This window comes from Neisseria dumasiana (genome assembly GCF_022870885.1).
Taxonomy (GTDB): domain Bacteria; phylum Pseudomonadota; class Gammaproteobacteria; order Burkholderiales; family Neisseriaceae; genus Neisseria; species Neisseria dumasiana.
Map to the genome: position 1 here is coordinate 2,452,704 of NZ_CP091509.1, position 24,945 is coordinate 2,477,648.

The 24,945-nt window shown below is 51.2% G+C and carries 15 protein-coding genes and 2 CRISPR repeat arrays; of the genes, 5 read left to right on the plus strand and 10 right to left on the minus strand.

Annotated elements, in window-relative coordinates; genetic code table 11:
• Nucleotides 1–127: 127 nt before the first annotated feature.
• On the minus strand, nt 128–1,357 hold the full coding sequence (gene sstT, locus LVJ88_RS11415; RefSeq protein ID WP_054599820.1) for a serine/threonine transporter SstT: 1,230 nt from the start codon (nt 1,355–1,357) through the stop codon (nt 128–130).
• Nucleotides 1,358–1,721: 364 nt separating this feature from the next.
• On the opposite strand from sstT, the gene LVJ88_RS11420 reads away from it, so the two are divergent.
• The 3 genes from LVJ88_RS11420 to purB all read left to right on the plus strand — a co-directional run bounded on the left by LVJ88_RS11420 (nt 1,722) and on the right by purB (nt 9,230).
• Nucleotides 1,722–3,551: an autotransporter assembly complex protein TamA gene (locus tag LVJ88_RS11420; protein WP_085418216.1), complete on the plus strand. Its 1,830-nt coding sequence runs from the start codon at nt 1,722–1,724 to the stop codon at nt 3,549–3,551.
• 136 nt (nt 3,552–3,687) lie between these two features.
• Complete coding sequence (locus tag LVJ88_RS11425; RefSeq protein ID WP_085418212.1) at nt 3,688–7,599, plus strand: translocation/assembly module TamB domain-containing protein; 3,912 nt, start codon at nt 3,688–3,690, stop codon at nt 7,597–7,599.
• Nucleotides 7,600–7,859: 260 nt separating this feature from the next.
• Nucleotides 7,860–9,230 (plus strand): adenylosuccinate lyase, encoded by a 1,371-nt coding sequence (gene purB / locus LVJ88_RS11430; protein ID WP_054599818.1) that lies wholly within the window; start codon nt 7,860–7,862, stop codon nt 9,228–9,230.
• 64 nt (nt 9,231–9,294) lie between these two features.
• Nucleotides 9,295–9,791: direct repeats of the CRISPR family, unit length 32 nt; unit sequence GTTTCAACACACAGCCACGCGAAGGTGGCTGA.
• Between the two features lie 441 nt (nt 9,792–10,232).
• On the opposite strand, the gene LVJ88_RS12585 is transcribed toward purB, so the two are convergent.
• Nucleotides 10,233–12,305: a calcium-binding protein gene (locus LVJ88_RS12585; protein ID WP_085418211.1), complete on the minus strand. Its 2,073-nt coding sequence runs from the start codon at nt 12,303–12,305 to the stop codon at nt 10,233–10,235.
• 630 nt (nt 12,306–12,935) lie between these two features.
• Here LVJ88_RS12585 and LVJ88_RS11445 point away from each other — a divergent pair.
• Together LVJ88_RS11445 and LVJ88_RS11450 are read left to right on the plus strand one after the other, a co-directional pair.
• On the plus strand, nt 12,936–14,477 hold the full coding sequence (locus tag LVJ88_RS11445; RefSeq protein ID WP_085418209.1) for an ABC transporter permease: 1,542 nt from the start codon (nt 12,936–12,938) through the stop codon (nt 14,475–14,477).
• Between the two features lie 13 nt (nt 14,478–14,490).
• Nucleotides 14,491–15,462: an ABC transporter ATP-binding protein gene (locus LVJ88_RS11450; protein ID WP_085418208.1), complete on the plus strand. Its 972-nt coding sequence runs from the start codon at nt 14,491–14,493 to the stop codon at nt 15,460–15,462.
• Between the two features lie 213 nt (nt 15,463–15,675).
• A CRISPR array of direct repeats spans nt 15,676–16,173; the repeat unit is 32 nt; unit sequence GTTTCAACACACAGCCGCCTGAAGGCGGCTGG.
• Nucleotides 16,174–16,363: 190 nt separating this feature from the next.
• On the opposite strand, the gene cas2 is transcribed toward LVJ88_RS11450, so the two are convergent.
• From cas2 to LVJ88_RS11490, 8 genes are all read right to left on the minus strand, one after another.
• On the minus strand, nt 16,364–16,657 hold the full coding sequence (gene cas2 / locus LVJ88_RS11455) for a CRISPR-associated endonuclease Cas2 (RefSeq protein WP_085418207.1): 294 nt from the start codon (nt 16,655–16,657) through the stop codon (nt 16,364–16,366).
• Between the two features lie 92 nt (nt 16,658–16,749).
• Nucleotides 16,750–17,763, minus strand: a complete 1,014-nt coding sequence (gene cas1c, locus LVJ88_RS11460; RefSeq protein WP_085418206.1) for a type I-C CRISPR-associated endonuclease Cas1c — start codon at nt 17,761–17,763, stop codon at nt 16,750–16,752.
• Between the two features lie 326 nt (nt 17,764–18,089).
• Complete coding sequence (locus LVJ88_RS11465; RefSeq protein ID WP_085418205.1) at nt 18,090–19,196, minus strand: Shedu anti-phage system protein SduA domain-containing protein; 1,107 nt, start codon at nt 19,194–19,196, stop codon at nt 18,090–18,092.
• A 24-nt stretch (nt 19,197–19,220) separates the two neighbouring features.
• Nucleotides 19,221–19,826 (minus strand): CRISPR-associated protein Cas4, encoded by a 606-nt coding sequence (cas4, locus tag LVJ88_RS11470; RefSeq protein ID WP_085418204.1) that lies wholly within the window; start codon nt 19,824–19,826, stop codon nt 19,221–19,223.
• Nucleotides 19,827–19,829: 3 nt separating this feature from the next.
• On the minus strand, nt 19,830–20,693 hold the full coding sequence (cas7c, locus tag LVJ88_RS11475; RefSeq protein ID WP_085418203.1) for a type I-C CRISPR-associated protein Cas7/Csd2: 864 nt from the start codon (nt 20,691–20,693) through the stop codon (nt 19,830–19,832).
• 2 nt (nt 20,694–20,695) lie between these two features.
• Complete coding sequence (cas8c, locus tag LVJ88_RS11480; RefSeq protein ID WP_085418202.1) at nt 20,696–22,486, minus strand: type I-C CRISPR-associated protein Cas8c/Csd1; 1,791 nt, start codon at nt 22,484–22,486, stop codon at nt 20,696–20,698.
• The gene (gene cas5c, locus LVJ88_RS11485; protein ID WP_085418201.1) at nt 22,483–23,154 is read right to left on the minus strand and encodes a type I-C CRISPR-associated protein Cas5c; all 672 of its coding nucleotides are present in this window, start codon (nt 23,152–23,154) and stop codon (nt 22,483–22,485) included. The genes cas8c and cas5c overlap by 4 nt, the downstream gene beginning before the upstream one ends.
• A 79-nt stretch (nt 23,155–23,233) precedes the next feature.
• The gene (locus LVJ88_RS11490) at nt 23,234–24,934 is read right to left on the minus strand and encodes a LeoA/HP0731 family dynamin-like GTPase (RefSeq protein ID WP_085418200.1); all 1,701 of its coding nucleotides are present in this window, start codon (nt 24,932–24,934) and stop codon (nt 23,234–23,236) included.
• Nucleotides 24,935–24,945 lie beyond the last annotated feature (11 nt).

A 24,945-nucleotide genomic window follows, 5' to 3' on the forward strand; every position in this document is an offset into this window, starting at 1 on the left:
TCACATACAAAATACAACCGGACAAAATACAACCGTGCCGTCTGAAAAAGTTTATTTCAGACGGCACGGTTGAGTTATGGCTGCTTGACGGTCTACTTTATGTTCTTATTAGATTAGAGTCGATATTTTAATACACACCATTTTCTCTCTGCCTGCCATAGTCTGCAGCCGCTGTAAACAGAACGTCTGTCGAAGAATTCAACGCAGTTTCAGCAGAATCTTGAACTACTCCGATAATGAAACCTACTGCAACTACTTGCATAGCTACATCATTTGAAATGCCGAACAAATTGCAGGCCAATGGAATCAGCAGCAACGATCCACCGGCAACACCCGAAGCTCCTGCCGCACTAACTGTTGCAACCAAACTCAACAGGAGGGCTGTGACAAAATCAACTTGGATACCTTGCGTATGCGCGGCTGCCATAGCCAATACTGTAATGGTAATGGCTGCTCCTGCCATATTGATGGTAGCGCCCAAGGGAATAGAAATAGAATAAGTATCTTCGTGCAAACCCAGTTTTTTCGCTAAAGACATGTTAACCGGAATGTTGGCGGCAGACGAACGGGTAAAGAAAGCCGTCACGCCGCTTTCACGCAGGCAGGTAAGAACGAGCGGATAGGGATTGCGGCGGATTTTCCACCACACGATTAAGGGATTAATCACCAATGCAATAAACAGCATACAACCAAGCAATACTGCCAGCAGTTGCGCATACCCTATTAGGGCATCAAAACCTGTTTCTGCTATGGTAGACGCCACTAGGCCGAAAATACCCAAAGGTGCAAAACGGATAACCCATTTGACTACTTTTGAAACTGCATCCGCAAAATCTGCAATCATCATCCGCGTTTGCTCGGAGGCATGACGCAGAGCAAAACCCAAAACCAAACCCCAAGCCAAAATGCCTATATAGTTGGCATTGGCAATGGCGTTAACCGGATTGACCACCAAGTTCAGCAGCAGGGTTTTCATTACTTCTTTAATGCCGGAAGGCGGTGTAGCGGCAACATCACTGGCGTTGACCAATACGATTTCGGTGGGAAACAGAAAACTGGCGATTACGGCACAAAGTGCGGCTGTGAAAGTGCCGATGGCATACAGTGTAATAATCGGCTTGATATAGGCTTCGTTGCCTCTTTGATGGCTGGCGATGGCACTCATGACCAAAACAAACACCAACACCGGTGCAACTGCTTTCAATGCACCGACAAACAGCGTTCCCAGCAATCCGGCTGCCAAACCGGCACCGGGAGACAACCAAGCCAGTGCGACACCCAAAACCAGCCCGATAATAATCTGCTGAACCAAACTGACGCGATTAACGGCATCAATAACCGGATTTCCACTTGCCACGATGCATCCTTATAATATAAAGGTTAAGAATAGCTAACATTCTAAAATAAAACGCTTTGAATGGATAGCAGCATTAAATTTTTCACATTTTTCTTTGCCGCATTATTTGAAATTTACGCAAACAGAAATAATGAAACTTTGTTTTTCGCGCATTTTACAAGCTGTTTGTGTTTTCGGCGTATTTTCGTTTGTGAATTTGCAGTTTTCGGAAAATCTGTAAAATTTACTGCCCCGATAAATGCTTATTCATCTTCGGAGCGGGTTTTACCAAGGATGGACCAACTGCCGAACACTATAAAAAATGCTAAAATCGCCTCTCGTCTATACCGGCACGTTTATCAAATTAAATTGGTTTGAAGTTTATATGAAGAAACACACCGCTAAGCTGTTATTGCCCACTCTTTCGCTCGCCTGCGCCCAAGCTTTCGCTTATACGCCGGCTCCGGAAGACTATGTGCCTATCAAAAAGGAGCGGAAAGAACAGATTGAAGAAAGCGGTGGAAAAAAGCTGCCGGTAAAATATCCGATTCGTATTAACGTGAACGATAAAGAGGTCAAAGCAATGCTCGAAGAGCATCTGCCTTTGATCGCCCAGCAGGAAGAAGAGGAGTTGGATAAGGAACAGTTGGGATTTCTTGCCGAAGAAACGCCTGAAAACGTGATCACAATGTTGAAAACCAAAGGCTATTTTAACGGTAAAGTAACGGTAGAGCCTGCGGGCGAAGGTTATCGGGTGAACGTAACGACCGGCCCGCGCACCAAAGTAGACAACGTGGGTGTGGCCATTGTGGGTGATGTGCTGCAAGACGGCGATTTGGCGCAATACTACAAAACGGCTTTGGAAAACTGGGCGTTGCCGGTGGAAGACCCGTTTGATCAAAACAACTGGAGCAGCAGCAAAACATCGGTGTTGTCTGCGGTAACGCGCAAAAAATACCCGCTGGCCAAACTGTCGCATTCGCAAGCTACGATTAATCCTTACAACAATACTGCCGATCTCAATGTGGTTGTTGAAAGCAACCGCCCCATTTATTTCGGCGACATCCAAATCAGCGGCACGAAACGTTATCCCGAAAGCGTAGTGCGCGGCATGGCTAAGTTTCAGCCCGGTTCGCCTTACGACTTAGACCAGCTTCTCGATTACCAACAGGCTTTGGAACAGGACGGGCATTATTCGGGTGCTTCGGTACAGGCTGATTTCGATAATCTTCAAGACGACAGGGTACCGGTGAAAGTGGCGGTTTCGGAAGTGAAACGGCACAAGGTTGAAGCAGGCGTGCGTTATGATTCCGAATACGGCTTGGGGGGGCGCATCGGCTACGACTATTACAACCTGTTTAACCGCGGCTATATCGGTTCTTTTGTGGTGGACACCGACAAATATGAAACAACGGTGGCCGCTGGTATCAGCCAACCGAGGAAAAGCAACGGGCATTATCTGACTTCTAATGTTTCTTACACCCGCTCGACCACGCAAAATCTTGAAAAGCACGCTTTAAGCAGCGGCATTTGGCGTGTGCGCGACCGCAACAATATCGAATCGCGCATCGGTATCGAATATCTGACCGAAAGCAGCCGCGTTCCCGATACGAACTACGACTTGGGCCGCAGCCATGCCACAATGGTAACGGCTTCTTGGAAGCGGCAGGAAATGACTACCCTGCTCCGCCCGGAAAACGGCTATTATCTCGACGGCAAAATCGGTTCGACCATCGGTTCGTTGCTGTCTTCCACCACTATGGCTCGGGCACGCGCCAATGCCGGTTATTACTTCACGCCCGAAAACAAAAAAATAGGCACGTTTATCGTGCGCGGCCAATTGGGTTATGTTTATGCGCGTGAAGATCAGGAAGTTCCTTCTACCTTGCGTTTCCGTACCGGCGGTGCCACGTCGATCCGCGGTTACGAACTCGACAGCATCGGCTTGCAGGGGCCGAACAATTCGGTGCTGCCCGAACGTGCTTTAGCAGTAGCCAGCCTCGAATACCAATACCCGATCAACAAGAGTTTTTCGGCGGCGGTATTCCACGACATGGGCGACGCTGCTTTAAATTTCAAAAAAATGAACCTGAAGCACGGCACCGGCTTGGGTGTACGCTGGTTCAGCCCCGTAGCACCGTTCTCTTTCGACATTGCCTACGGCCACCAAGACAAAAAAATACGCTGGCACATCAGCTTGGGCACACGTTTTTAAACCGCCCCTTCAAGGCCGTCTGAAACCGTTTTTCAGACGGCCACACCTTTATCACGCAAGCTATTGAACATAAGCGACGGCAGAACATCTTCCTACCGCACCTGCCCGATCCGAGATGCACACAGGTTGAAACAACATGACAAACCATAAGGATAACGAACACACCGTGCAAACCCCGCCGGCCGCACCTGCCGCAGATGCTGCCGGCACGGGGCCGTCTGAAAAAAAGCCCGCAAAAAGAAAATGGCTCAAAATTCTGGCCGTGCTGTTTGCCGTGGTATTGTTTCTGCTGACCGCCCTATTCGGCGCGGCAGTATGGCTGGTAAGCACCGAATCCGGCCTGCGTTACGGCCTGTATAACATTCCGTCGTGGTTCGGCGTCAACATCCAATCGAAAAACCTCAAAGGCACTGTATGGGAAGGCTTTACCGGCGACGGCTGGCGCATCGAAACCGAAGGTGCCGACGTAGAAATCAGCGCCTTGACATTCGACTGGCAGCCGCAAGACCTCAAACAGAAAAAACTGCATATCCGCCAGATCATCGCGGGCGACATCAGCATTGTTACCAAACCCACTCCGCCGAAAGAAAAACAACCGCCGCAAGGGCTGCCTAAAAGCGTGAGCCTGCCGCTGGAAGTGCTGGTGGACAAACTGGAAACCGGCAAAATCAGCGTAGGCCCGCGTGCCGACAAACAAACGATGTATTTCAACCATCTGCTGGCTTCATACGGTTACGACCACCATCTGCACAGCCTGAAACTCACCGACATACAAACCCCGTGGAACCAAGCTTCGGGCAACGCATCTTTGGGCGTGAACAGCCCCTTCCCCATTCAGGCCGTTATCAACGGCAGCGGCACATTGGATAACGAACACGCCGTTGCCGCCACACGCTTTTGGGGCAGCCTGCAAGACGTTGAAACCGATATCCGCATCGACGGCGACAACGTGCGCCTGCACGCCACATCCGTGCTGCATCCTTTCGCCACCAAACTGAACGACAAAATCAAACTCGTGCAGGTAAAAGGCTTCAACATCAACCCGAGCGCGTTTTTGCCCTCGCTGCCCAAGGCCAAACTCGAATTTGACGCCACCATCGTGCCTTCTTTTGAAAAAGGCATCGGTTTGGAAGGTTCGATAGACTTGCTCAACAGCGCAGCCGCACCTGCCGATGCCCAAGGCATTCCGGTACGCAAACTGCTGTCGGGCTTTACCATCAACGATGAAGGACTGATCCGCATTCAAGATACCGAAGCCCAACTGATGAACAAAGGCACCGTAGGGCTGGCCGGTACCATCGATACCGCCAAACAAGAGCTTGCCCTCGCCGCCTCCCTGCGCGACATCACCGCCGCCGACGTGGTCAAACAAAAACTCGACGGCAAATTAAACGGCACCATCAAAGTCGGCGGTGCATTCAACAACTTGGAAACCGGCTGGCAACTGAACACGGGCAACGCCCTTTCAGACGGCCTCATCCAAATGCACACCGACACCCGCAACGGCCAACAAACCCTGCAATTCAAACAAGTGCGCGTGCGGCCCGAAAACGGCGGCGAAATCAACGCCACAGGTTCGCTGGAGCTGTTTAAAAACCAAGCACTCAAACTCGACGTTGTCAGCAAAAACTTCAACCCCGGCAAACTGAACGCACAATTTCCCACCGGAAGCGTAAACGGCACCATCAACGTAAACGGCGAAATCACCCATCAAAAATACAGCGGCAAAATGCAGTTCGGCCCCAGCACCCTTTCCGGCGTACCGCTCAAAGGCAGTGCCGATGTCGTTTATGAAAAAGCCCACCTCTCGCGCGCCGTGGCCGATATCCTGTTGGGTAACAACAGCATCAAAACCAACGGCAGCTTCGGCAAACAAGGCGACCGCCTGAACGTGGACATCAACGCCCCCGATTTGAGCCGCTTCGGTTTCGGATTAAGCGGATTGGTAACCGCCAAAGGCTATATCGCCGGCGACCCCGCCAAACTCGAAGCCGATCTGGTCGGACAAGCCCGCAGCCTGCGCGTTGCCGATGCCGTACAAATCAACGACCTCAACTTCAAACTGCAAGGCTCGCCCGATTACAGCCGCCCCTTAAACGTCGAACTCAAAGGCAACCGCATCAGCATACTCGGCGGCGGCTCGCCCACCGTGATCGATGCCGTCGATTTATCCGTTAACGGCACGGGTTTGAGCCACCGCATCCGCGGCGGCGGCAATATGTCGCTGGGCGGCAAACCCTACACCCTTGCCGTCGATGCCAACGGCGGCTTAGACAACAAACAACAATGGAAAGGCACGCTCAGCGTGCTGGATATCGGCGGCGCATTCAATCTCAAGCTGCAAAACCGCATGAACCTTGAGGCCGGCGCCGAACGCGTTGTGATGAGTGCGGCACGCTGGGCGGCTATGGGCGGCAGCCTGAATATGGAAAACTTTGTTTGGGACAAGAGAAACGGCATCACCACCAAAGGCAACGCCGTCAATCTCGATATGTCGCAACTGCATAATTTCTACACCCCGCCCGTGAAACACAATCTCGTTTTGGCCGGCGACTGGGATTTGTCGTACAGCCAAAACGCCCGCGGCTATCTCAACATCCGCCGCCAAAGCGGCGACGTAGAACTGCCCTACCGTAAACAGATGCTTGGTTTGGGCGCATTGTCGCTCAACACCACTTTCCAAAACGGCCGCATCGACAGCAAACTGAACGGCGTAACCGGCTACGGAAAAATCGACGGCAATGTCGTGATCAGCCAGCAGTTTGGTAACGACATCAAACTCGCGCCCATCAACGGCAAAATCAGCATCGGTGCGCCCAATCTCGAAGCCTTCCGCAACTTCCTGCCCGTAGGCCAAACCCTGAGCGGCAATTTGGAAGGCGTAGCCACCATAGGCGGGCGTGTCGGCCAACCGCAATTTAACGGTGCGCTCAACGGCAACGACCTTTATTACCGCAATCAAGATTTGGGCTTGATACTCGATCAAGGCGTATTGCGCTCGCGCATTCAAGGCCAATCGTGGCTGATCGACAGCCTGCGCTTCCACCGTGGCGGCACCGTCGAACTGAAAGGCACGGTCGGCCTAAACAACGCCGAACCTAATGTTAATGTCGACATCTTATTCAACCAATACCATGCGCTCGACAAAGCCAACCGCCGCCTGACCCTCAGCGGCAATGCCAAAATGCTCTATACCGAAGCCAACGGCATTATCCTAACCGGCGCACTTAAGGCAGACTCGGGCCGCTTCGGCCTGCAAAAATCCGGCATGCCCACTCTGGATGAAGACGTGGTGGTGCTGGGCGAGGTAGAAAAACCAAAAACCACACCCACGCCCATCAGCATGAATCTCGTGCTAGACCTCAACAACAACCTGCGCTTTACCGGCGAAGGTTTAGACGTTACCCTAGGCGGCCAACTCAACCTGACCGCCAAACCGGGAGAAGCCGTTCAGGGCGTAGGCACGGTTAACGTGATCAAAGGCCGCTACAAAGCCTACGGTCAAGACCTCGACATCACCAAAGGCCAAATTTCCTTCGTCGGCCCGCTGACCTCTCCCAACCTCAACATCCGCGCCGAACGCCGCTTGTCTGCCGTCGGCGCCGGTGTAGAAGTGCTCGGCAGCCTCAACAACCCGCGCATTTCACTCGTAACTAACGAAGCCATGAGTGAAAAAGACAAATTGTCGTGGTTGATTCTCAACCGCGCCAGCAGCGGCAGCGACAGCGACGAAGCCGCCCTTTCCGCCGCCGCCGGTGCATTTCTCGCAGGCCGCGTCAACGACAAACTCGGCTTGGTTGACGACTTCGGCTTTACCAGCAAACGCAGCCGCAACGCCCAAACCGGCGAACTCAACGCCGCCGAACAGGTGCTTACCGTAGGCAAACAGCTCACCAACAATCTCTACTTGGGCTACGAATACGGCATCAACAGCACCACCCAATCGGTGAAACTGGTTTACCAGCTTACCCGCGCCATTCAGGCCGTAGCCCGCGTAGGCAGCCTCTCGTGGGGAGGCGAGGTCAAATACAGCATACGTTTCGATTAAACACCGGCAGGCCGTCTGAAAGCACTTTTTCAGACGGCCTGAGATCTTTTCCCCCAATATATTAAGCCGGCCAGCCCTTGCCCGCCTTGTATGGCAGGTAAGGCGTGATAAAGCGATACACAACGGCGCAACCGCATACAGTGATGCCCGCCCCACCTATAAGCATGCCGTCTGAAAAGCCGCTTTGATGTATAATTGCCGCCGGTTTCAATCCCCAAGCCGCATAACGGCTGTGCACCGACAACAGACAGGAATCCGCTATGATCAACCCCATTTCCGCCCTTTCCCCGCTCGACGGCCGCTACGCCCAATCCGTAGAAGCCCTGCGCCCCATCTTCTCCGAATACGGCCTGATGAAAGCCCGTGTGAAAGTTGAGCTGAACTGGCTCAAAGCTCTGGCCGCCGAACCCAAAATCACCGAAGTGCCCGCATTCAGCGACTTCACCGTTGCCGAAATCGACCGTGTGATTGCCGAATTTTCGCTGGAAGATGCCGCCGCCGTGAAAGCCATCGAAGCCACCACCAACCACGACGTGAAAGCCATCGAATACTGGTTGAAAGAGCGTTTTTCAGGCGTGCCCGAAGTTGCCGCCGCCGGCGAATTCATCCACTTCGCCTGCACCAGCGAAGACATCAACAACCTTTCCCACGCCCTGATGCTGCAAGAAGCACGCGAAGCCGTGTTGCTGCCGAAGCTGGCCGAAATCACCGCCAAGCTCACCGAAATGGCACACGACTTGGCCGCCGTGCCGATGATGAGCCGCACCCACGGGCAACCCGCCACGCCATCCACCTTGGGTAAAGAAATCGCCAACGTCGTTTACCGCCTGCAACGCCAAATCAAACAGCTTGCCGCACAAGAATTTTTAGGCAAAATCAACGGCGCCGTCGGCAACTACAACGCCCACATGGTCGCCTACCCCGATGTGGATTGGGAAGCACACTGCCAAACCTTCGTCGAGCAGGCATTGGGCCTCACCTTCAACCCCTACACCATCCAAATCGAGCCGCACGACTACATGGCCGAGTTCTTCCAAACCCTCAGCCGCATCAACACCATCTTAATCGACTTCAACCGCGACGTATGGGGCTACATCTCCCTCGGCTACTTCAAACAAAAAGTCAAAGCGGGCGAAGTAGGCAGCTCCACCATGCCGCACAAAGTCAACCCCATCGACTTTGAAAACTCCGAAGGCAACTTGGGCATGGCCAACGCCGTGTTGGGCTTCCTTTCGGAAAAACTGCCCGTGTCCCGCTGGCAGCGCGACCTCACCGACAGCACCGTGCTGCGCAACATGGGCGTGGGCGCAGGCTACACCGTGCTGGGCTTGACCGCCCACCTGCGCGGCCTGAACAAACTCGAAGCCAATCCCGCCGCCTTAGCCGCCGACTTGGATGCCACTTGGGAACTCTTGGCCGAACCGATTCAAACCGTGATGCGTCGCTACGGCGTGGCCAATCCGTATGAAAAACTGAAAGACCTCACCCGCGGCAAAGACGGCATCACGCCCGAAGTGCTGAAAGTGTTTGTCGAATCGCTGGACATCCCCACCGATGCCAAACAGCAGCTGCTGGCTTTAACACCCGCGCTGTATGTGGGCAAAGCCGAAGCGTTGGCGAAACGTATTTAATTAAGGCGTTTGAAATAACAACAGGCCGTCTGAACATTTCAGACGGCCTGTTGTGTTTTTAGACGGTTTAATACACAGCCACGCGAAGGTGGCTGAGTGGTATCCGTGCCGTTTCTTCTCTTGCACGTTTCAACACACAGCCACGTGAAGGTGGCTGACAAGTGGGACGCGCGGTAAACATGATGTTGGAGATGTTTCAACACACAGCCACGCGAAGGTGGCTGATTGCCAACGGCCTGAAACCGACTACCGTTTAAGGGGTTTCAACACACAGCCACGCGAAGGTGGCTGAGTTGTGGCACGCAAACAATTCTGACGGGCGGGGTTGTTTCAACACACAGCCACGCGAAGGTGGCTGATGGATTTTCGGATAAATCAGCTTAAAATTACACATGTTTCAACACACAGCCACGCGAAGGTGGCTGATTGTTAACACTTGCACTTTTCCAATATCTTAACAGTTTCAACACACAGCCACGCGAAGGTGGCTGAGTGTAGTAATTATCCTACGTGTAAGTACGCTGCTGATGTTTCAACACACAGCCACGCGAAGGTGGCTGAAGCCCTTTCCCCATCCCTTGTGTCACGCAGCTTCAAGTCATCATCTGCGCTAAACAGGTTGTAAAAAGGCCATGCCGAACTATATCACGGCTTATGCACTGGCAACGGTTTGAATCGCCAAACAAAAATACTTCGCTAATCTCGGTGTGTTTTGATGTGAACCGCAGGTTGGCGCGATATAGCCGTTTTCAGACGGCATCACTCTATAGTACATCGGTCATACTCGGGCTTGGCCCGAGTATCGCCTAAATTTGCTGAAAATCGAGATACTCGGGTCAAGCCCGAGTATGAAGGTTTTGTTATTAAACTTAAGTGGATTAACTATATAGTTGCCAAACGAATCGAGACCTTTGCAAAACCTTGCGTCTGCGGCTTTTAGAGTGAAGGCCGTCTGAAAAGCGGTTTTCAGACGGCCTCTATCCAAGCTAAGCGGAAATAAGGTTAGATTAACGGGGTGGCGGTTTCATCGGATAAAGCCGACACGGGTGCATTCTGATAAGCATATTCGGCTTTTGCAGGCGGAGCGGCTTGTTTGCCGGCTTCGGCATTACCGAGAACGGCCTCGAGTTTGCTGTTGATTCTGCTTTCGAGCAAATCGTGGCTCACGGTTTCGGTATCGAATGCGAATAATTTGACGGATACGTTTTTTTCACGGTTCAGCTGCCGCTTTATTTCTAATGTATCTGCGCTGTCCTTGAAGCCGATAACCCAGTCGGTTTGCCCGCCTGCGGCATAGGTGATTTTTTTGAATGTGAGGTCTTCGGGGGTGATGCCTTTGTCGAAGCGCACGATATTGTTGCCTTGTGCGTCGATCAGGGTATCTCTGCCGCCGTCTTTGCCGAAAACGTAGGTATCGTTACCGGCTCCGCCATACAGCGTGTCGTTGCCTTTGCCGCCGTTTAGGGTGTCGTTGCCCTGCAAGCCGTGCAGCAGGTCGTTGCCGTTGCCGCCGATAAGCAGATTGCCGTTTACGTCGCCGAAGAGCATGCGGTCGCCGGTGTCGGGCAGGTCGCGCAGGGCGAATTTGATGGTGTGGGTGGCGTCGTCGCTGAGTGTGCGGTCGGGATAATAAGAATGGAAGGAGAATTGTATTTCGGCTTCCTGGATGCCTTTGTTGGGGATGAAAACCAAATCTTCGCTGTCGGAAACGTGGAAAATATCCGATTTAACCCATTGGCGGATGCTGCCGTCTGAAGACATATACGCCAAGCGGCCTCCGGTGATTTTTTGGATATCGTAGCTGTGTTCGGGATGGGCATTGTTTGCGCCTACGCCGAAATCGGCGGCACTCAAGCGGTAGGCGTTGTTGTTGTCGATGGTCAGGGTTTTGACATTGCCCTGTATGCCGATGATGTCTTGCAATGCCCACGGCTTGTAAGAACCTGTATCGAAAACAAAATTTTGAATGGCGGCATCATCGCTGTGGGCATTTTGGTTGTGGATAAGCAAAACGTCGCGGGTGCCTTTGATGCCGACTTTCCACACGTTGTCGATACTGCCGCTCGGCAATACATCTGCTTTGATTTCTAAATCTTGCGGGCGTAAACCTGCGCCGAAACGTACGGTGTTTTCGCCTTCGGGATCGTCAAGGGTTTCGATACCGGGAATGCGGTAATCGATAATGGTGTCGATGCCGTAGCCTTTGGTGAAAAAATAGGTGTCGTTGCCTTTGCCGCCGTATAGGGTGTCGTTGCCTTTGCCGCCGTCTAAGTAGTCATCGCCGTCGTTGCTGTCGCGCCAGTAAAGTCTGCCTTGGGCATTTTTTTCGGGGCGGGCATAAGTGCCGCCGATCAGCCGGTCGTTGCCTGTGCCGCCGTATAGTCTGTCGCTGCCGTCACCGCCGCGAACGTCGTCGTTGCCGCCTCTGCCGTCAATCACGTCGTTACCGCCGCCGCCGCGCAGCAGGTTGGTTTGGGCATTGCCGGTGAGTTTGTTGTTGCCGCTGTTGCCCGTGGCTCTTGCGGCCTTCTCGCCGGTTAGGGTGAGGTTTTCGATATGTTCGGACAGGGTGTAATCGGTGCTGCTGAATACGCTGTCGGTGCCTTGTCCGGCAAATTCAACGATTTTGTCGTTACGGTTGTCCACTTGGTAAACGTCGTGTCCGTTGCCGCCGAACATCACATCGGCTCCGCTGCCGCCGTCCAAATAATCGTTGCCGCCGTTGCCGTAAAGATAATCGCGGCCGCCGCCGCCCACCAAACGGTTGCGGTTTTCATTGCCGATAATCACGTTGCCCGCATCATTGCCGAAACCGTTGAGCGCGGTTTTGCCTACCAAAGAAAGATTTTCAACATTTTGCGGCAATGTGTAATGAACGGTGCTGTACACGGTATCGGTGCCTTGATCGGGTTTCTCGATCACGCGGTCGCCGGGGTGGGTAACGCGGAAAAAGTTGTTGCTTTCATCTCCGTACATCACACGGGGAGAACGGGCGGCAGATTCTGCTTTCAACGCCGATGCGCCGGCTTGGCCGTCTGTTGCGGTGCCTGAGGCCCGATTTTGTTTGCTGCTCATGATAACTTCCTTATCAAAAAATCAAGACAAATAATCATTCATGAGTCGAGACGCACCCTATGGTTTGGTGCAACGCACCTTAAAAAATATTAATATTGAATATATTTATGTTGTTATTATAATGTATAAATAATTGTAATTATAAATAATTTTTATTATTTATTTTCAAATAATAATACAAACGGATAAAGGCGTTTGCACGCACCCAATGCAGACGCGGTTCAAAGCGCAGCAGCATGGTCGGCGGGCAACGCACAACGCAGAAATGCGCCGAACATGGCGGTTTTGCAAAAGTCTCAAACTGATTGTGCAGGCTGATGGGAATGTTTTTTCAGACGGCCTTTGTTCAAATTCTCTGCTTTTTCAATTCCAAAGCGGGCAAAAGCGTGATTTTTGTAGCCCGTTTCGTGAAGTTAGGCATGTTTTGTCATAAAATACCCGAAAATCAACCGTGCCAAACAATCGCTGTGGCCAAGACAGCCAAGCAACCCCGACTTGAGTGCAAGCCGTCGATAACGCCGTTCAAGACTGACTTTTCGGCCAAAGGGGCGTAAAGTTGCATCATCAAGGTTTTTTTGGCAGTTAACCATCTCATAACCATTGTGTTCTTTCTCCTCGGGAGCGCCCAAAATGACGGCTGTCCGCGCCTTCTTATCAACCTGCCTGTTGGCCTTGCTGCCGCTCGGCTTTCTTGCCGTGATGGTGGTTGCGCCTTTGCTGGCTTTGGCGTTTTACGAAAACCAAGGGTTGGTGTGGCAGGTATTGCAAGACGAATACATTCAGATGCGTATCGGTTGGACAACGCTTCAGGCGGCTCTTACCTGCCTGTTCACGCTGCTGCTGGGCGTGCCTGTGGCTTGGACGCTGGCCCGTTTGGAATTTCGCGGAAGAAGATGGATTCTGCGGCTGCTGATGCTGCCTTTCGTGATGCCCACACTGGTGGCCGGCATGGGCGTGTTGGCTTTGTTCGGGCCGCACGGGTTGCTGTGGGCAGGCTGGGAAGACACGCCTTACCTGCTGCTGTACGGCAATGTTTTTTTCAACCTTCCCGTGCTCATCCGCGCCGCTTACCAAGGCTTTCTGCAAGTACCCGCCGCACGCCTTGAAACAGCCCGAACACTCGGTGCGGGCACATGGCAGCGTTTTTGGCATGTTGAACGCCCCGTGCTGCAACCTTGGCTCGCAGGCGGCATGTGTTTGGTGTTTTTATACTGTTTTTCAGGCTTCGGACTGGCCTTGCTGCTCGGCGGCAACCGCTACGCCACCATAGAAGTCGAAATCTACCAACTGATCGCCTACGAACTGGATACGGCCACCGCTTCCGTGCTGGTTTGGCTGGTATTCCTCATCACCGCACTGGCCGGCATCGCCTACGCTTGGCTAAGCCGCCGAACCGCCTCCGGCAAAAACATCCGCCCGCTGACGCCGGAACCGCCGCGCACCCGCACCCAAAAAACCATGTTGGCCGCCACACTCGCCCTGCTGGGCTTATGCTGTGCCTTACCGCTGTTGGCCGTGTGTTTTCAGGCGGCATCGGCCGGCGCTTCATGGCAGGTTTGGCAGGAAGCCGACACCCTTGCCGCCGCATGGAACACCCTGCGATTTACCTTTTCGGCCATGCTCGCCGCCATACTGCTCGGCATCCTCCACGCCGCACTCGCGCGCCGCGTTGTGTGGATACGCGGATTAACCTTTCTGCCGTTTATGGTATCGCCCGTATGCGTAGCATTCGGCCTGCTGCTGCTTTATCCCGAATGGACAGCCTCTCTGCCCCTGCTCATCGCCACCTACGCCCTGCTGGCCTACCCCTTTATCACCAAAGACATACTGGCCGCATGGGACGCCCTCCCCCCCAACTATACCGCCGCCGCACGCAGCATGGGCGCAAACCCCTTTCAGACGGCCCTTTACGTTACCGCCCCCCTGCTGCTGCCTTCCCTCCGCCGCGGCCTTACCCTCGCCGCCGCCACCTGCGTGGGCGAATTTGCCGCCACCCTGTTTTTATCCCGCCCCGAATGGCAAACCCTTACCACCCTCATTTACCGCTATCTCGGCACGGCCGGCAGCGACAACCACGACCGCGCTATGGTACTGACCGCCATCCTGATGTTGCTCGCCTTTATCGTCTTCCTACTGCTCGACTCGACAGAAAAGAAACAACAGGCCGTCTGAAAAAGGAAAACCCATGCTGCAACTCAAACACATCAACAAACACTACGGCAGCAAAACCGTGGCCGACAACATCACACTCGAAGTAGCAAAAGGCCACATTCTCGCCATACTCGGCCGCTCCGGCTGCGGCAAATCCACCCTGCTCAAAATCACCGCCGGGCTTGTCGAACCCGACAGCGGCGAAGTATGGATAAACGGCAGCAACCTCACCCGCACCCCGCCCGAGCACCGCCGCATCTCACTCGTCTTCCAAGACTACGCCCTGCTGCCCCATCTCAACGCCCTCCAAAACGTCGCCTTCGGCCTCAAAATGCAAGGCGTCCACCAAGCAGAAGCCCGCCAAAAAGCACAAGCCATGCTCACCGAAGTCGGCCTCGCAGACGAAGCACAACGCCGCACCCACAGCCTTTCCGGCGGCGAACAACAACGCGTCGCCCTCGCCCGCGCCCTCGTAACCGACCCCAAACTCATGCTGCTCGACGAACCCTTCTCCAGCCTCGACACCGGTTTGCGCCAACAACTGCGCCAGCTCACCGCCAACCACATCCGCCACCGCAACATTCCCGCCGTTTTAGTGACCCACGACCCCGAAGAAGCCTTCGCCCTTGCCGACCAAATCGCCCTCATGCACAACGGCCGAATCATCCAACTCGCCGCCCCCGGCGCACTCATCGCCGCCCCCTCCGACGCCCGCGCCGCCCGTTTGATCGGCGCCGACAACGTCAACGACACCCGCTACATTCCCCGACAAGCCATACACTTCAACCACCCGCAAGGACAAAACGCCAAAATCACCGCCCACACCCGCCTGCCCGACCGCAGCCTACTCACACTCATCCACCCGCAACACGGCGAAATACAGCTGCACCTCGATCCCTCGGAAACCCATAATCTCAACCTACACCCCGGCAGCGAATGGCCGCTTTGGGTAAACGCACGGAAAATTGTTTGGTTTCAGCAGGATACGGATTTTCAAACGTACTAAAAAGCCGAGAGGCCGTCTGAAAATATTTCAGCTAATTCATTTAGTTTGTAGCTGGATTTTTAGGTATTTGGAGATAAATGATTTTTCAGACGGCCTCAGATAAGTCGTCTGTTTATTTTGGGGATTTAAAACGGTAACGTTTGAATTTTTCAATGATTAGGCGGCTGAGGGCAGCTGACGATTTTTTTTCAAGTTGGCCGGCTTGTTTTTGTAGTTTCAACACACAGCCGCCTGAAGGCGGCTGGCGTTGGACGTGCCGTAATGTGGTTGAAAACGGTATTGTTTCAACACACAGCCGCCTGAAGGCGGCTGGAGATGGCGTTACAAGTGTTAGGATGCGAAGCCGTTTCAACACACAGCCGCCTGAAGGCGGCTGGTACTTCTCCGCCCAAATAGTTTTTAAACCCGTTTAGTTTCAACACACAGCCGCCTGAAGGCGGCTGGATTAGCGTGCAAAACTCTCTACCCACCAAAAGTCAGTTTCAACACACAGCCGCCTGAAGGCGGCTGGGCTCGGATTTTCAGACGGCGATTTAAGGCTAATAGTTTCAACACACAGCCGCCTGAAGGCGGCTGGTTCAAACAGCAGCGGGGAAACAGCGGAAAAAAGATGTTTCAACACACAGCCGCCCGAAGGCGGCTGGAATCTGAAACACCTGCGATTCGGGATTAATGCCTTGTTTCAACACACAGCCGCCCGAAGGCGGCTGGAGCCTCTTTGAAAACGCTTGCCAAACAAAGCATTCAGAGCCTTTGTGCGCTAACGTTTTCAAAAAAGCGGAACACGAGTATAGCACAGCCTTATTCTGCTCCACTCTCATATTTCAAATTCCTGATTGTTAAAGAACAATCCCGCATCGCTAACCTCCCCATGTTTTCATGAGAACCACGGGTTAGCGATTCACACGATCAGCGTATCCTGAAACACATCCACCGCCGCCTTCGCGCCGTGGTGTTCCACCTTGCGCCGCCATTTGCTGCCCAGATGGTAAAAACGCAGACTGTCGGTTTCGGGCTGGTAGATGTCGAGCAGCTTGGCTTTGAGTTTCACCCACTGATCAGGCGTTACGTCGCACTCGAATACCGAATATTGCACGCGCACGCCGTAATCCAAGCAATGTTTGGCTATGCGCCGCAGCCTCGCCTGTCCCTCTGTGTCTTCCAGCGAAATATCATAAGTAATCAACATCAACACGCTATTTCCCCTTATTTCTTTTTCAGACGGCCTCAAATATAAGCGGAAAGGTATAAGCGGAAAGGCCGTCTGAAAATGCCTGTCTGAAAAACTCAACGCATCAAAAACGGCGGATATTCCGCCAAATCCCCGCGCAGATGCCGCGCCAACAGCATCGCCTGAATATACGGCAGCAGGCCGATTTCTACTTCCTCCTGCAAAAACGGATGGATAATCTTCTCCTGCTTTTTCGCCTGAAGAGCCTGAAAAACCAGTTTGCGCGCTTCGGGCTTAATATTCACCGCGCCGCTGGCCTCATGCACAAAATCCTGCGGCTTGATTTGCCCGCGGTTAATCAGGGAAAGCACCAATCTGTCCACCCACCACGCGCGGAACTCTTCCAAAATATCCTGCGCCAAACTGTCGCGCCCCGGCCGGTCGGCATGCAGAAAGCCCACCTGCGGATCCAAGCCCACGCCCTGCAACGCCCCGCTGATGTCCTTGCCCAGCACCGCATACAGAAAAGACAACAGCGCATTCACCCCATCGCGCGGCGGGCGGCGGTTGCGACCGTCAAAATCAAAACCGCTTTTCTCCGCAAGCAAATGCCGGAACACCCCGAAATAACGCGCCGCCGCATCGCCCTCAATCCCGCGAACCTTGTCCAAACACTCCGCCCGCTTCAACTGCTGCAAAGAAAAATTCAACGCCGTTACCGCCGCCAGCACCTCCGCATGCTCGCCATGATTGCGCAAACGCCGCTGCAATACCCGCTTGGCCGACTGAATCTTCGCCGCAATAATATGCCGCGCAATCGGCATAGGATTCTGCTCCGACAGCCGATACTGCGCCCGCCGCAACAACACATTACCACTCTGACGCCCCTGCAAACGCCCCAAAAACCGCCCGTTTTCAGTAAAAAACGCCAAATTCACATTATTTTCACCGCAAAACCCCATCAAAAAAGGCGACACCAGCACATTGCCGAAACAAAAAATATGCCCAATCGCATGCACCGGCAACTGCGCCACCTTCTTGCGCTCCTGCTCCACCACCAGCGTTTCCCGCTCCTTATGCAGATAACTGCCTTGAGTGGTGATGTAGAGGGTGTTTTGCAGCTTACGCATGGTTTAAATCCCCTTTAATTTTTAACCGTTCTCTTTTATTTCTTAATTGGTTTGCCATTAAAGGCCATCTGAAAATTTTAGGCTTTTTGACTAGCATTGTAGGTTGGGTTGCATTAGAAAAAATTCTATATCTTTAACAAAACAGCTTACTTTCTACAATTTTGCTACTTCAGACGGCCTCAGTTAGGAAATTTCAGAACTTTTGTGGTTGAGTCTGCGGATAAGCCCACGTCTGCTTATGCATCCCAACAGCTTCTCTTAATCCAGATCATTTTAAGTATTTATGAATAAAAATAATTATCTTACTTAGGAAAACCCTTTTCCAATTAGTTTTCTCGCTTCAACTTCCTAATCCAAGTATCCCAAGATTCTAAAGTAATGGGTATAGTGTGAGATTCTTCAAACTTATGCCTTTCTAAACTCTCTTCCCGATCATTCTGTGTCCTTCCCCCAATAATTACGGTTCGAATCTTAATTTCCTTATTAGGATCTACGTAAAGCTTTCCCTCTGCTCCTACCAAATAGTTTTTTAATTTCAATTTTCCATTTTCAGCTTCACCTCTAAAAATGTGGCATTTCCTCCTAAAAACAGGCATATCCTCATAATATACAGCTCGCAATCTATCCCGTATTTGCTGCTCAGCCTTTGAAATATCCGCATGAGGTTGACCATACCCACTTTGGTTAAATAGATTAAAGTTTGCTCCTTTCACTTCAATTAATATTACATCCATACGGCTCCTTCCTGTAAATAACACGAAATCCACAAATCCATCTTTACTCTTCGACCCTTTTTCAACTGGATATTCTGAAAAAACAATATATTCATCTTCTGGATTAGCGTATACTTCTCCAAAAAATGACAAATCTTGTTTTAAAAAAGCTAAAATTTCTTGTTCTGCATATCCTTGCTCAATTAGATTGATTAAATCTTTTTTAGACTTCATATTTTTTTCGATTAATAACTTTCTAGCAATAAAGGCATCACTTTTTGGATATGGTGAGTCTATCCATGGATTTCTCTGAAGCCTAATCTGATCAGCTTGAATTCGAATTCTATGGTTTAAAGATGATCTATCATTAGATAAATCTAAAAAATTATTAAAACCAATAATATTTTTAATCTCAGTTTTATTAAGACTAATCCATTTTGCCAGCTTATTTTCTATAATGACTTTATCAAAAGTGTCGGTATTATTATCCCTCTCATAATGCTCAATAAAAATATGGTCACCAAATCCCTTTTCATTAATTAATTTCTGAATAATTAACTCTATAGCATTTGTTACAGATTGACCGTCATTCTTATCCAGTTCTGTCAAAAATGTTATTACTTCATCATGATTGCTTGTAACATATGAACGTACTCGACATAACCCACCAATTCCGCTTGATGGTTTTCCAAAGTCAAAAACAAAATCTAATATTTTCATACAGCTAAAACTCTTAAGTTTTCCTCATTTCTCAAACAATCCCGCCACATACCCCGCCGACCTATCCCTCTCCATCAACTTTGGCTGACAAACCTCAATCAACGAACAGGCTTTACAGCGTTTGCCGTATTCGGGTGGCGGAGTAATGCCGCTTTCCAAAAGCCCGCGCACTTCACCAATCACTTGCAACGTTTGTGCCCGCAAGCTACCTGAAAAGACAACGGGCAAGCGGTGGCGGGTTTGCATATACCACAATGCTCCCTCTGCTACCGTTTGCCCGGTCATTTCCTCCAAACACAAGGCTTGGGCGCAGAGCTGGATTTCATCGAACGGCTCGGGCTTGGGTTTGCCGCGTTTGTATTCGACGGGTTTCAGACGGCCTGTCTGAATATCGCGCTCGACCATATCCAATACGCCGTGTACGCCCAAGTTCTCTGCCGACACATGCACGCTGCGCTCGAAGCGTACGCCCTTGCGCGTTTCCGGCTCGCCGCCGTCCACCCGCTCATGCAACGCACGGCCTTGTGCGGTCAAAAAATTCTCCGCCCATACTTGTTCGTTATGAATCAAGGCACACTGGCGCGGGCAAAAGGCGTAGTGTTGCAGGGCGGAGAGCGGGATGGAGCGCATGATTTACAGCAATTCTTCTACGGTTACCCCCTTGAGGCCGTCTGAATTCACGCTGATGCGGTAATCGCTGAATGCGGCTGCGGGCGTGCCGCTTTCGCCGTGGACGCGCTCGACTTTGACGGCTTCAAACAGTTTATGCGCCGGTTCGTTGCCAAGTGCGCTGTCGTGCTTGAAGACGATGAGTTTACGGGCGGCCATTTCGCCGCGGGCGGCGGAGCGGTCGTGCTCGAACATGAGCCTTAAGGCATTCCACAGCTGTTGCAGGTCTTCATCGGAGAAACCGGTTTTGGCGGCAAGGTTGGCGGAAACGAAGCCGTGCACGCGGTAGAGTGCGTAGGGGACGATGTATTTACGCCCCATGGTGCGTTCTTTTTCGAGGTCTTTTTCGTTGGTTACGGCCATGCGGGTGATGGAGACTTCCAGCGGTACAATGGGGTCGATGGATTGGGCGAAGGCGAGCTGCACAGGGCCGCGCACTTGACCGCTGTTGACTTCGGTGGTCATCACTGCGCCGAAAGTGCGGATATCGAAGAAGTTTTTGCACATCCACGCGGTGATGTCGCGGGCTTTGGCTTCGTCTTTGGGCAGTTTTTTGGCTTCGGATTCGATGCCGAGGGCTTCATAAGCGCGTTTGTTTTGCAGGTTGAGCACGCTTTTTTCTTTTACATAAATTTCATAGCCTGCTTGGTTTTCGTTGGCCAGTTCGACAAAGTTGCGGATTTTGCGCTTCAGGCACACATCGGTTACCAAGCCTTTGCTGGATTCGGGGTCGAGGCGCGGCATATTACCTGCGTCGGGGTCGCCGTTGGGGTTGCCGTTGGTTACGTCGAAGAAAAACACGAATTCATAGCGGTTTTGGATAGACATTTTCATTCTCCTTCATGTGATTGGGTTTCTGCGGAATCTTTTTTGGCGAAATAGCTTTGTTTTTGGTGGTAATAGCCGATGGCGAAGCGGCCTTGTTCTTCTATGCTCAAATGGCGCGGAAAAGTTTCAGGTAGCCCGGCAATGATGCCGCCCAAATCTTTATCCAAGTTCACGGCCATGCCTGCTTTGTCTTTACGCAGGCGCGACAGATGGTGTTTTGCGCCGCTCAATAAACGCGGGAATACGGAAAACGGTACGGCGGAAGCGGAGCCGTAATAACGGTCGGCAATGCCGGCATTCAAATCGCCCAATGCCTGATTTTGAATGCGCTCCAGCACGGCAAACAATCTGCCGAGCAAATAAGCCGTGTTGCGGCTTTCGGTGTCCAAACTCATGGGGACCTCCTCTTTAATCAAACTTTTTCTGAAACGCCGCTGCAATACGGCTTTAATCATGGCCACGCGCAGGCCGTTGGCATCACCGTCGGCATGGATACGGGCAATCAGTTGCGACAGTAAGCTCATGGGATAGGGCGTACCGCCGATCACGGCGCGAGTCATTTCACCGGCCAACACGGGCGATATGTTTTCGCTTTTACCCAAAGGGGCCGTCTGAACCAGCAAACGCCAAATCGACGGCGGCGTTTTCCATGCACGCGGCTCAAGTGCCAAATCGCGCCAGTGCTGCTCCAAATGTTCCGCCAGCTTGCCAAACGTGGTATCCAGCCAAAAACGGATGGAAATGCGCGAGGCATTGGGCGCCAAACCCAGAATGTAAAAGCGGGTTTGGTCGTCCAGATTCGGATCGATTTCCCGAAGCGGGCGGCCTTTGACCACTTGCGCCAAAATATTGAAGATTTTTTGGTTTTCCTGCTCGTCGTCGGGCGGATCAAGCATATCGGCAAAACAGGCTTCGGCAGCGGCGGCTTGTTCGGGGGTATCGGCCTCCGCCCAAAAAACAGTGCTGGCATCGCCGATAGTCAGGCAATGGCCGTTTTCACGGCGCAGCAAGTAATTGAGTGCGGTGGTATAGGCAAAGGCGGATACTTCCGAAACCGGCGCATTCGCACCCTGCTCTTTACCGAAAGAAGTAAACGATTCTTTATTGAACGAGATAATCGATCCGCCCGAACTCTGCCCGCCGAACACGCCTTTAATCGCCGGATGCAGCCGCGCAATCGGCGCTGACTCGCCGCTAATCAAACACAAGCCCTGCTCCGCTTCATCGTTTTTCAGACGGCCTGCCCACAATGCCTGTGCCGCTTCGCGCTGATGGATATAGCCGCGCGTGCCGTCCAGCCTGAACACCACGTTTGCGTCCAGCATGTCAGGCCGGCATGGCGGATGGGCAAATTGTTCGGGCTGCCAGCGTTCCAAAAAACGGCGCAAGGCCAGCAAACCCCCGTCTTGCGTGTCTTTCAGGGCTTCCAAATGCAGCTCGCGGAAAGCGGCAAAGGTTTTTTCAGACGGCCTGAACGGCTGCTCTTTGGCCGTGGCTTTGTCTTTATTGGCTTCCACGCCCAGCGCATAGGCGGTTTTGTCCCACAAAAAATTGGGCTTCACGCCCGACGTGCGCTTTTCAGGGCGCGGTACACTCATCAAGCGGGGCTGCGTCTTTTTGCCCTCAGTCGTAAAATGCGGCACCACATCCACCAACAGGCCGTCTGAATCCAACACCAGCACCCAGCCGATTTTTTCTTCGCTAAACCCATAAGGCGGCACTTTAGGATTGCCCGCCACATCGTTTTCAGCGGCCAAACGGCGGTAATAACGCGCAAGAGAGGTCAAAATCATTTTTTCACCTCCTCCGCAAAAAACGGCGGCACTTCAACCACCCCGTTTTTCATCTCCGCACGGAAAAAGTGCGGCAGATTGCTGCCGTCGAAATCAATATCGTGCAGCATCCAGCCCAAATCTCGGTCGCGCTCGTTTTCAGGCAACTCCGACTCCGGCATGGAATCCTCATCCACCCAAGCAAAATGCGCCGGAAACTCACGCACACCCATGCAAGGCTGCTGGAAGCACTGCCCTTTTGCGGCGCGGCGTTTGAACATCTCAATATGCTTGGCAACCGTTTCGCCCTCACCCGCCCGCGCAGTTAACACCGCATGCGCCTCAATCACATAGGCCACGTCTTTCAACACCGTTGCCGCGCGCTGCTGACGGTCATCCTCAATCAGCGCATACAAATCTTCCACACTCTTGCGCCGCATCGCCCCGCTGACCTTACTGGCCGAAATCTTGCTGCCCAACTCATTGCGCCGCACCGACTCGAAGCGAATCGGCTTCAACACATGAATGCGGTCAATCACCCAACGAATCGCCGGCTTCCAATGCACCGCCGCCAAAATCCCCCGCGCCGCCGACGGTGTCATCACATCGTAAGACACCCGCTCTACTTTCATCTCAGGGCGGGTAAAGCAGGCGTAGTCGCCCCAGATGTGTAAGCGTACCCGATTCATTTTTTCTCCTATTGGTTTTTATTAATATGCCCCTAGAAGAGGGGCATATGTTTATTTAAATGTGACTAACAAAATTATTTTAGCTTTCCAAAATTCTATACGCCCCTTCAATAATTTCACCCTCTTTCTTCCATTCATCAAATGCTTTTTTGCGCTCAGCAGTTTGCATATTAGCTTCTTGAATCACTGAAATTTTTTCTTTTAACTCTGTATAAGCTGGAAATAATTGTTTAATAAAATCATCATTATTCAATGAATTAAGCAATCCAGATCGCTGTTCTTCAAGCATTTCCACAATATCTCCAACCATATTTAGAAAATCTTCTTCCGCTTTCGCCTTTTTATAACTATCCCAAGCTTCTAGCGCAATACCTGCAAAAGCCATAACGGCATTTACTTTCGCCGCAAGATTAACGGCTCCCCACGGCTTAAATTTCAGATACTTTGCAAGATCTACACCTACCATCTTCCCAGCAGCAACAATACCATCACGAGTAGCCAATACATGTGTATTGCTAATTTTTTGCTTGCTCAAAAATCCTAAACCCTTGTTCATTACAGCGGATCCCACAGAAGCCTCGAATCGCACCATTTCATTATCAAAGTCCAAGCTAATACGTTGCAACGAACTTTCTATAACCTGGCATTGTCGTCCAAACTCTTGTTCTAAACGGGTAGTTAATATAATCCCATCTTTTCCTAATTCATTTTCATAAAAATCTGAGAATGTATGTAAGTCTGTTCCTTTGACCTGACAAATCAATCCCGTGAAATAATCAAGCACAAATTCTTTCAAAGAACTACGTACATTATTGATTCGGGCAGTCATTGGCTCCAATTCAGAATTTAAATGTTGGGCAGTATCGGCTAAATGCACCAACTCATTATTTAGTATTTCCTGTGTTTTTTGAACAATTGGTAGCTGTTTACCTAATACATCCTGAATCATACTTTTTTGTGCTTCAAACACAATTGGTATTGCTCCACCATTTTTCTCTATGACATAACGAGTTGCATCTTGCAAAGTATGGATGCGAGATAACTTTTTAAATTCGTCTAAATGATCCAACCAATAATCAATTCCTTCTCCAAACGGATTTGCTGATACAGCGACAATCTTAATATCAGCAACTTCTTTATCTTCTAATCCGATCATAGTTTTCAGACGGCCTAAGACATTATCTGCTTTGGTCTTTAGATTCTCTCTATAATCCCAATCATCTTCCACATCTGCCACCTCATCAAAACGGCTTAATACAAACACAGTACGTGATAACAGGTTCAAATCACGAAACAACCATTGCAAGTCTTCTTGATGGCTCTCTTTGATTGGGTTAGTTGAATTCATGATATACAATATCAAATGAGCTTCACTAACATATTTTTTGGTCATCTCTTTATATTTCTCGATTTGACCTGCACTGTTTTGTTGTTCTTTAAAACCAAATAATCCTGGGCTATCAATAAGCTCAATCTCATTATCCACATGATAAATTTTTACTTCGTTTGAGGATTCTTGCTGACTAATATTCATACTTTGGTCTAAACGTTCCAACCAAGCAGAAGCAATAGAAGTTTTACCTTCTGAAAAACCACCAATTAAGGCAACTTTTAAAACCGTACTTTGCATGTACTTTTTAGCAGTTTGTAGTTTTTCTAATAAGTCTGGATTAGGAACCAAACCAAATGATCGACCTTTCTCAATAAATTGACTTAATTTCTCTAGCATACTTTGTGCTTTTTCTTGTTGAACTTTAAATACAGTCACAGTATTTGTCATAACATTTCCTT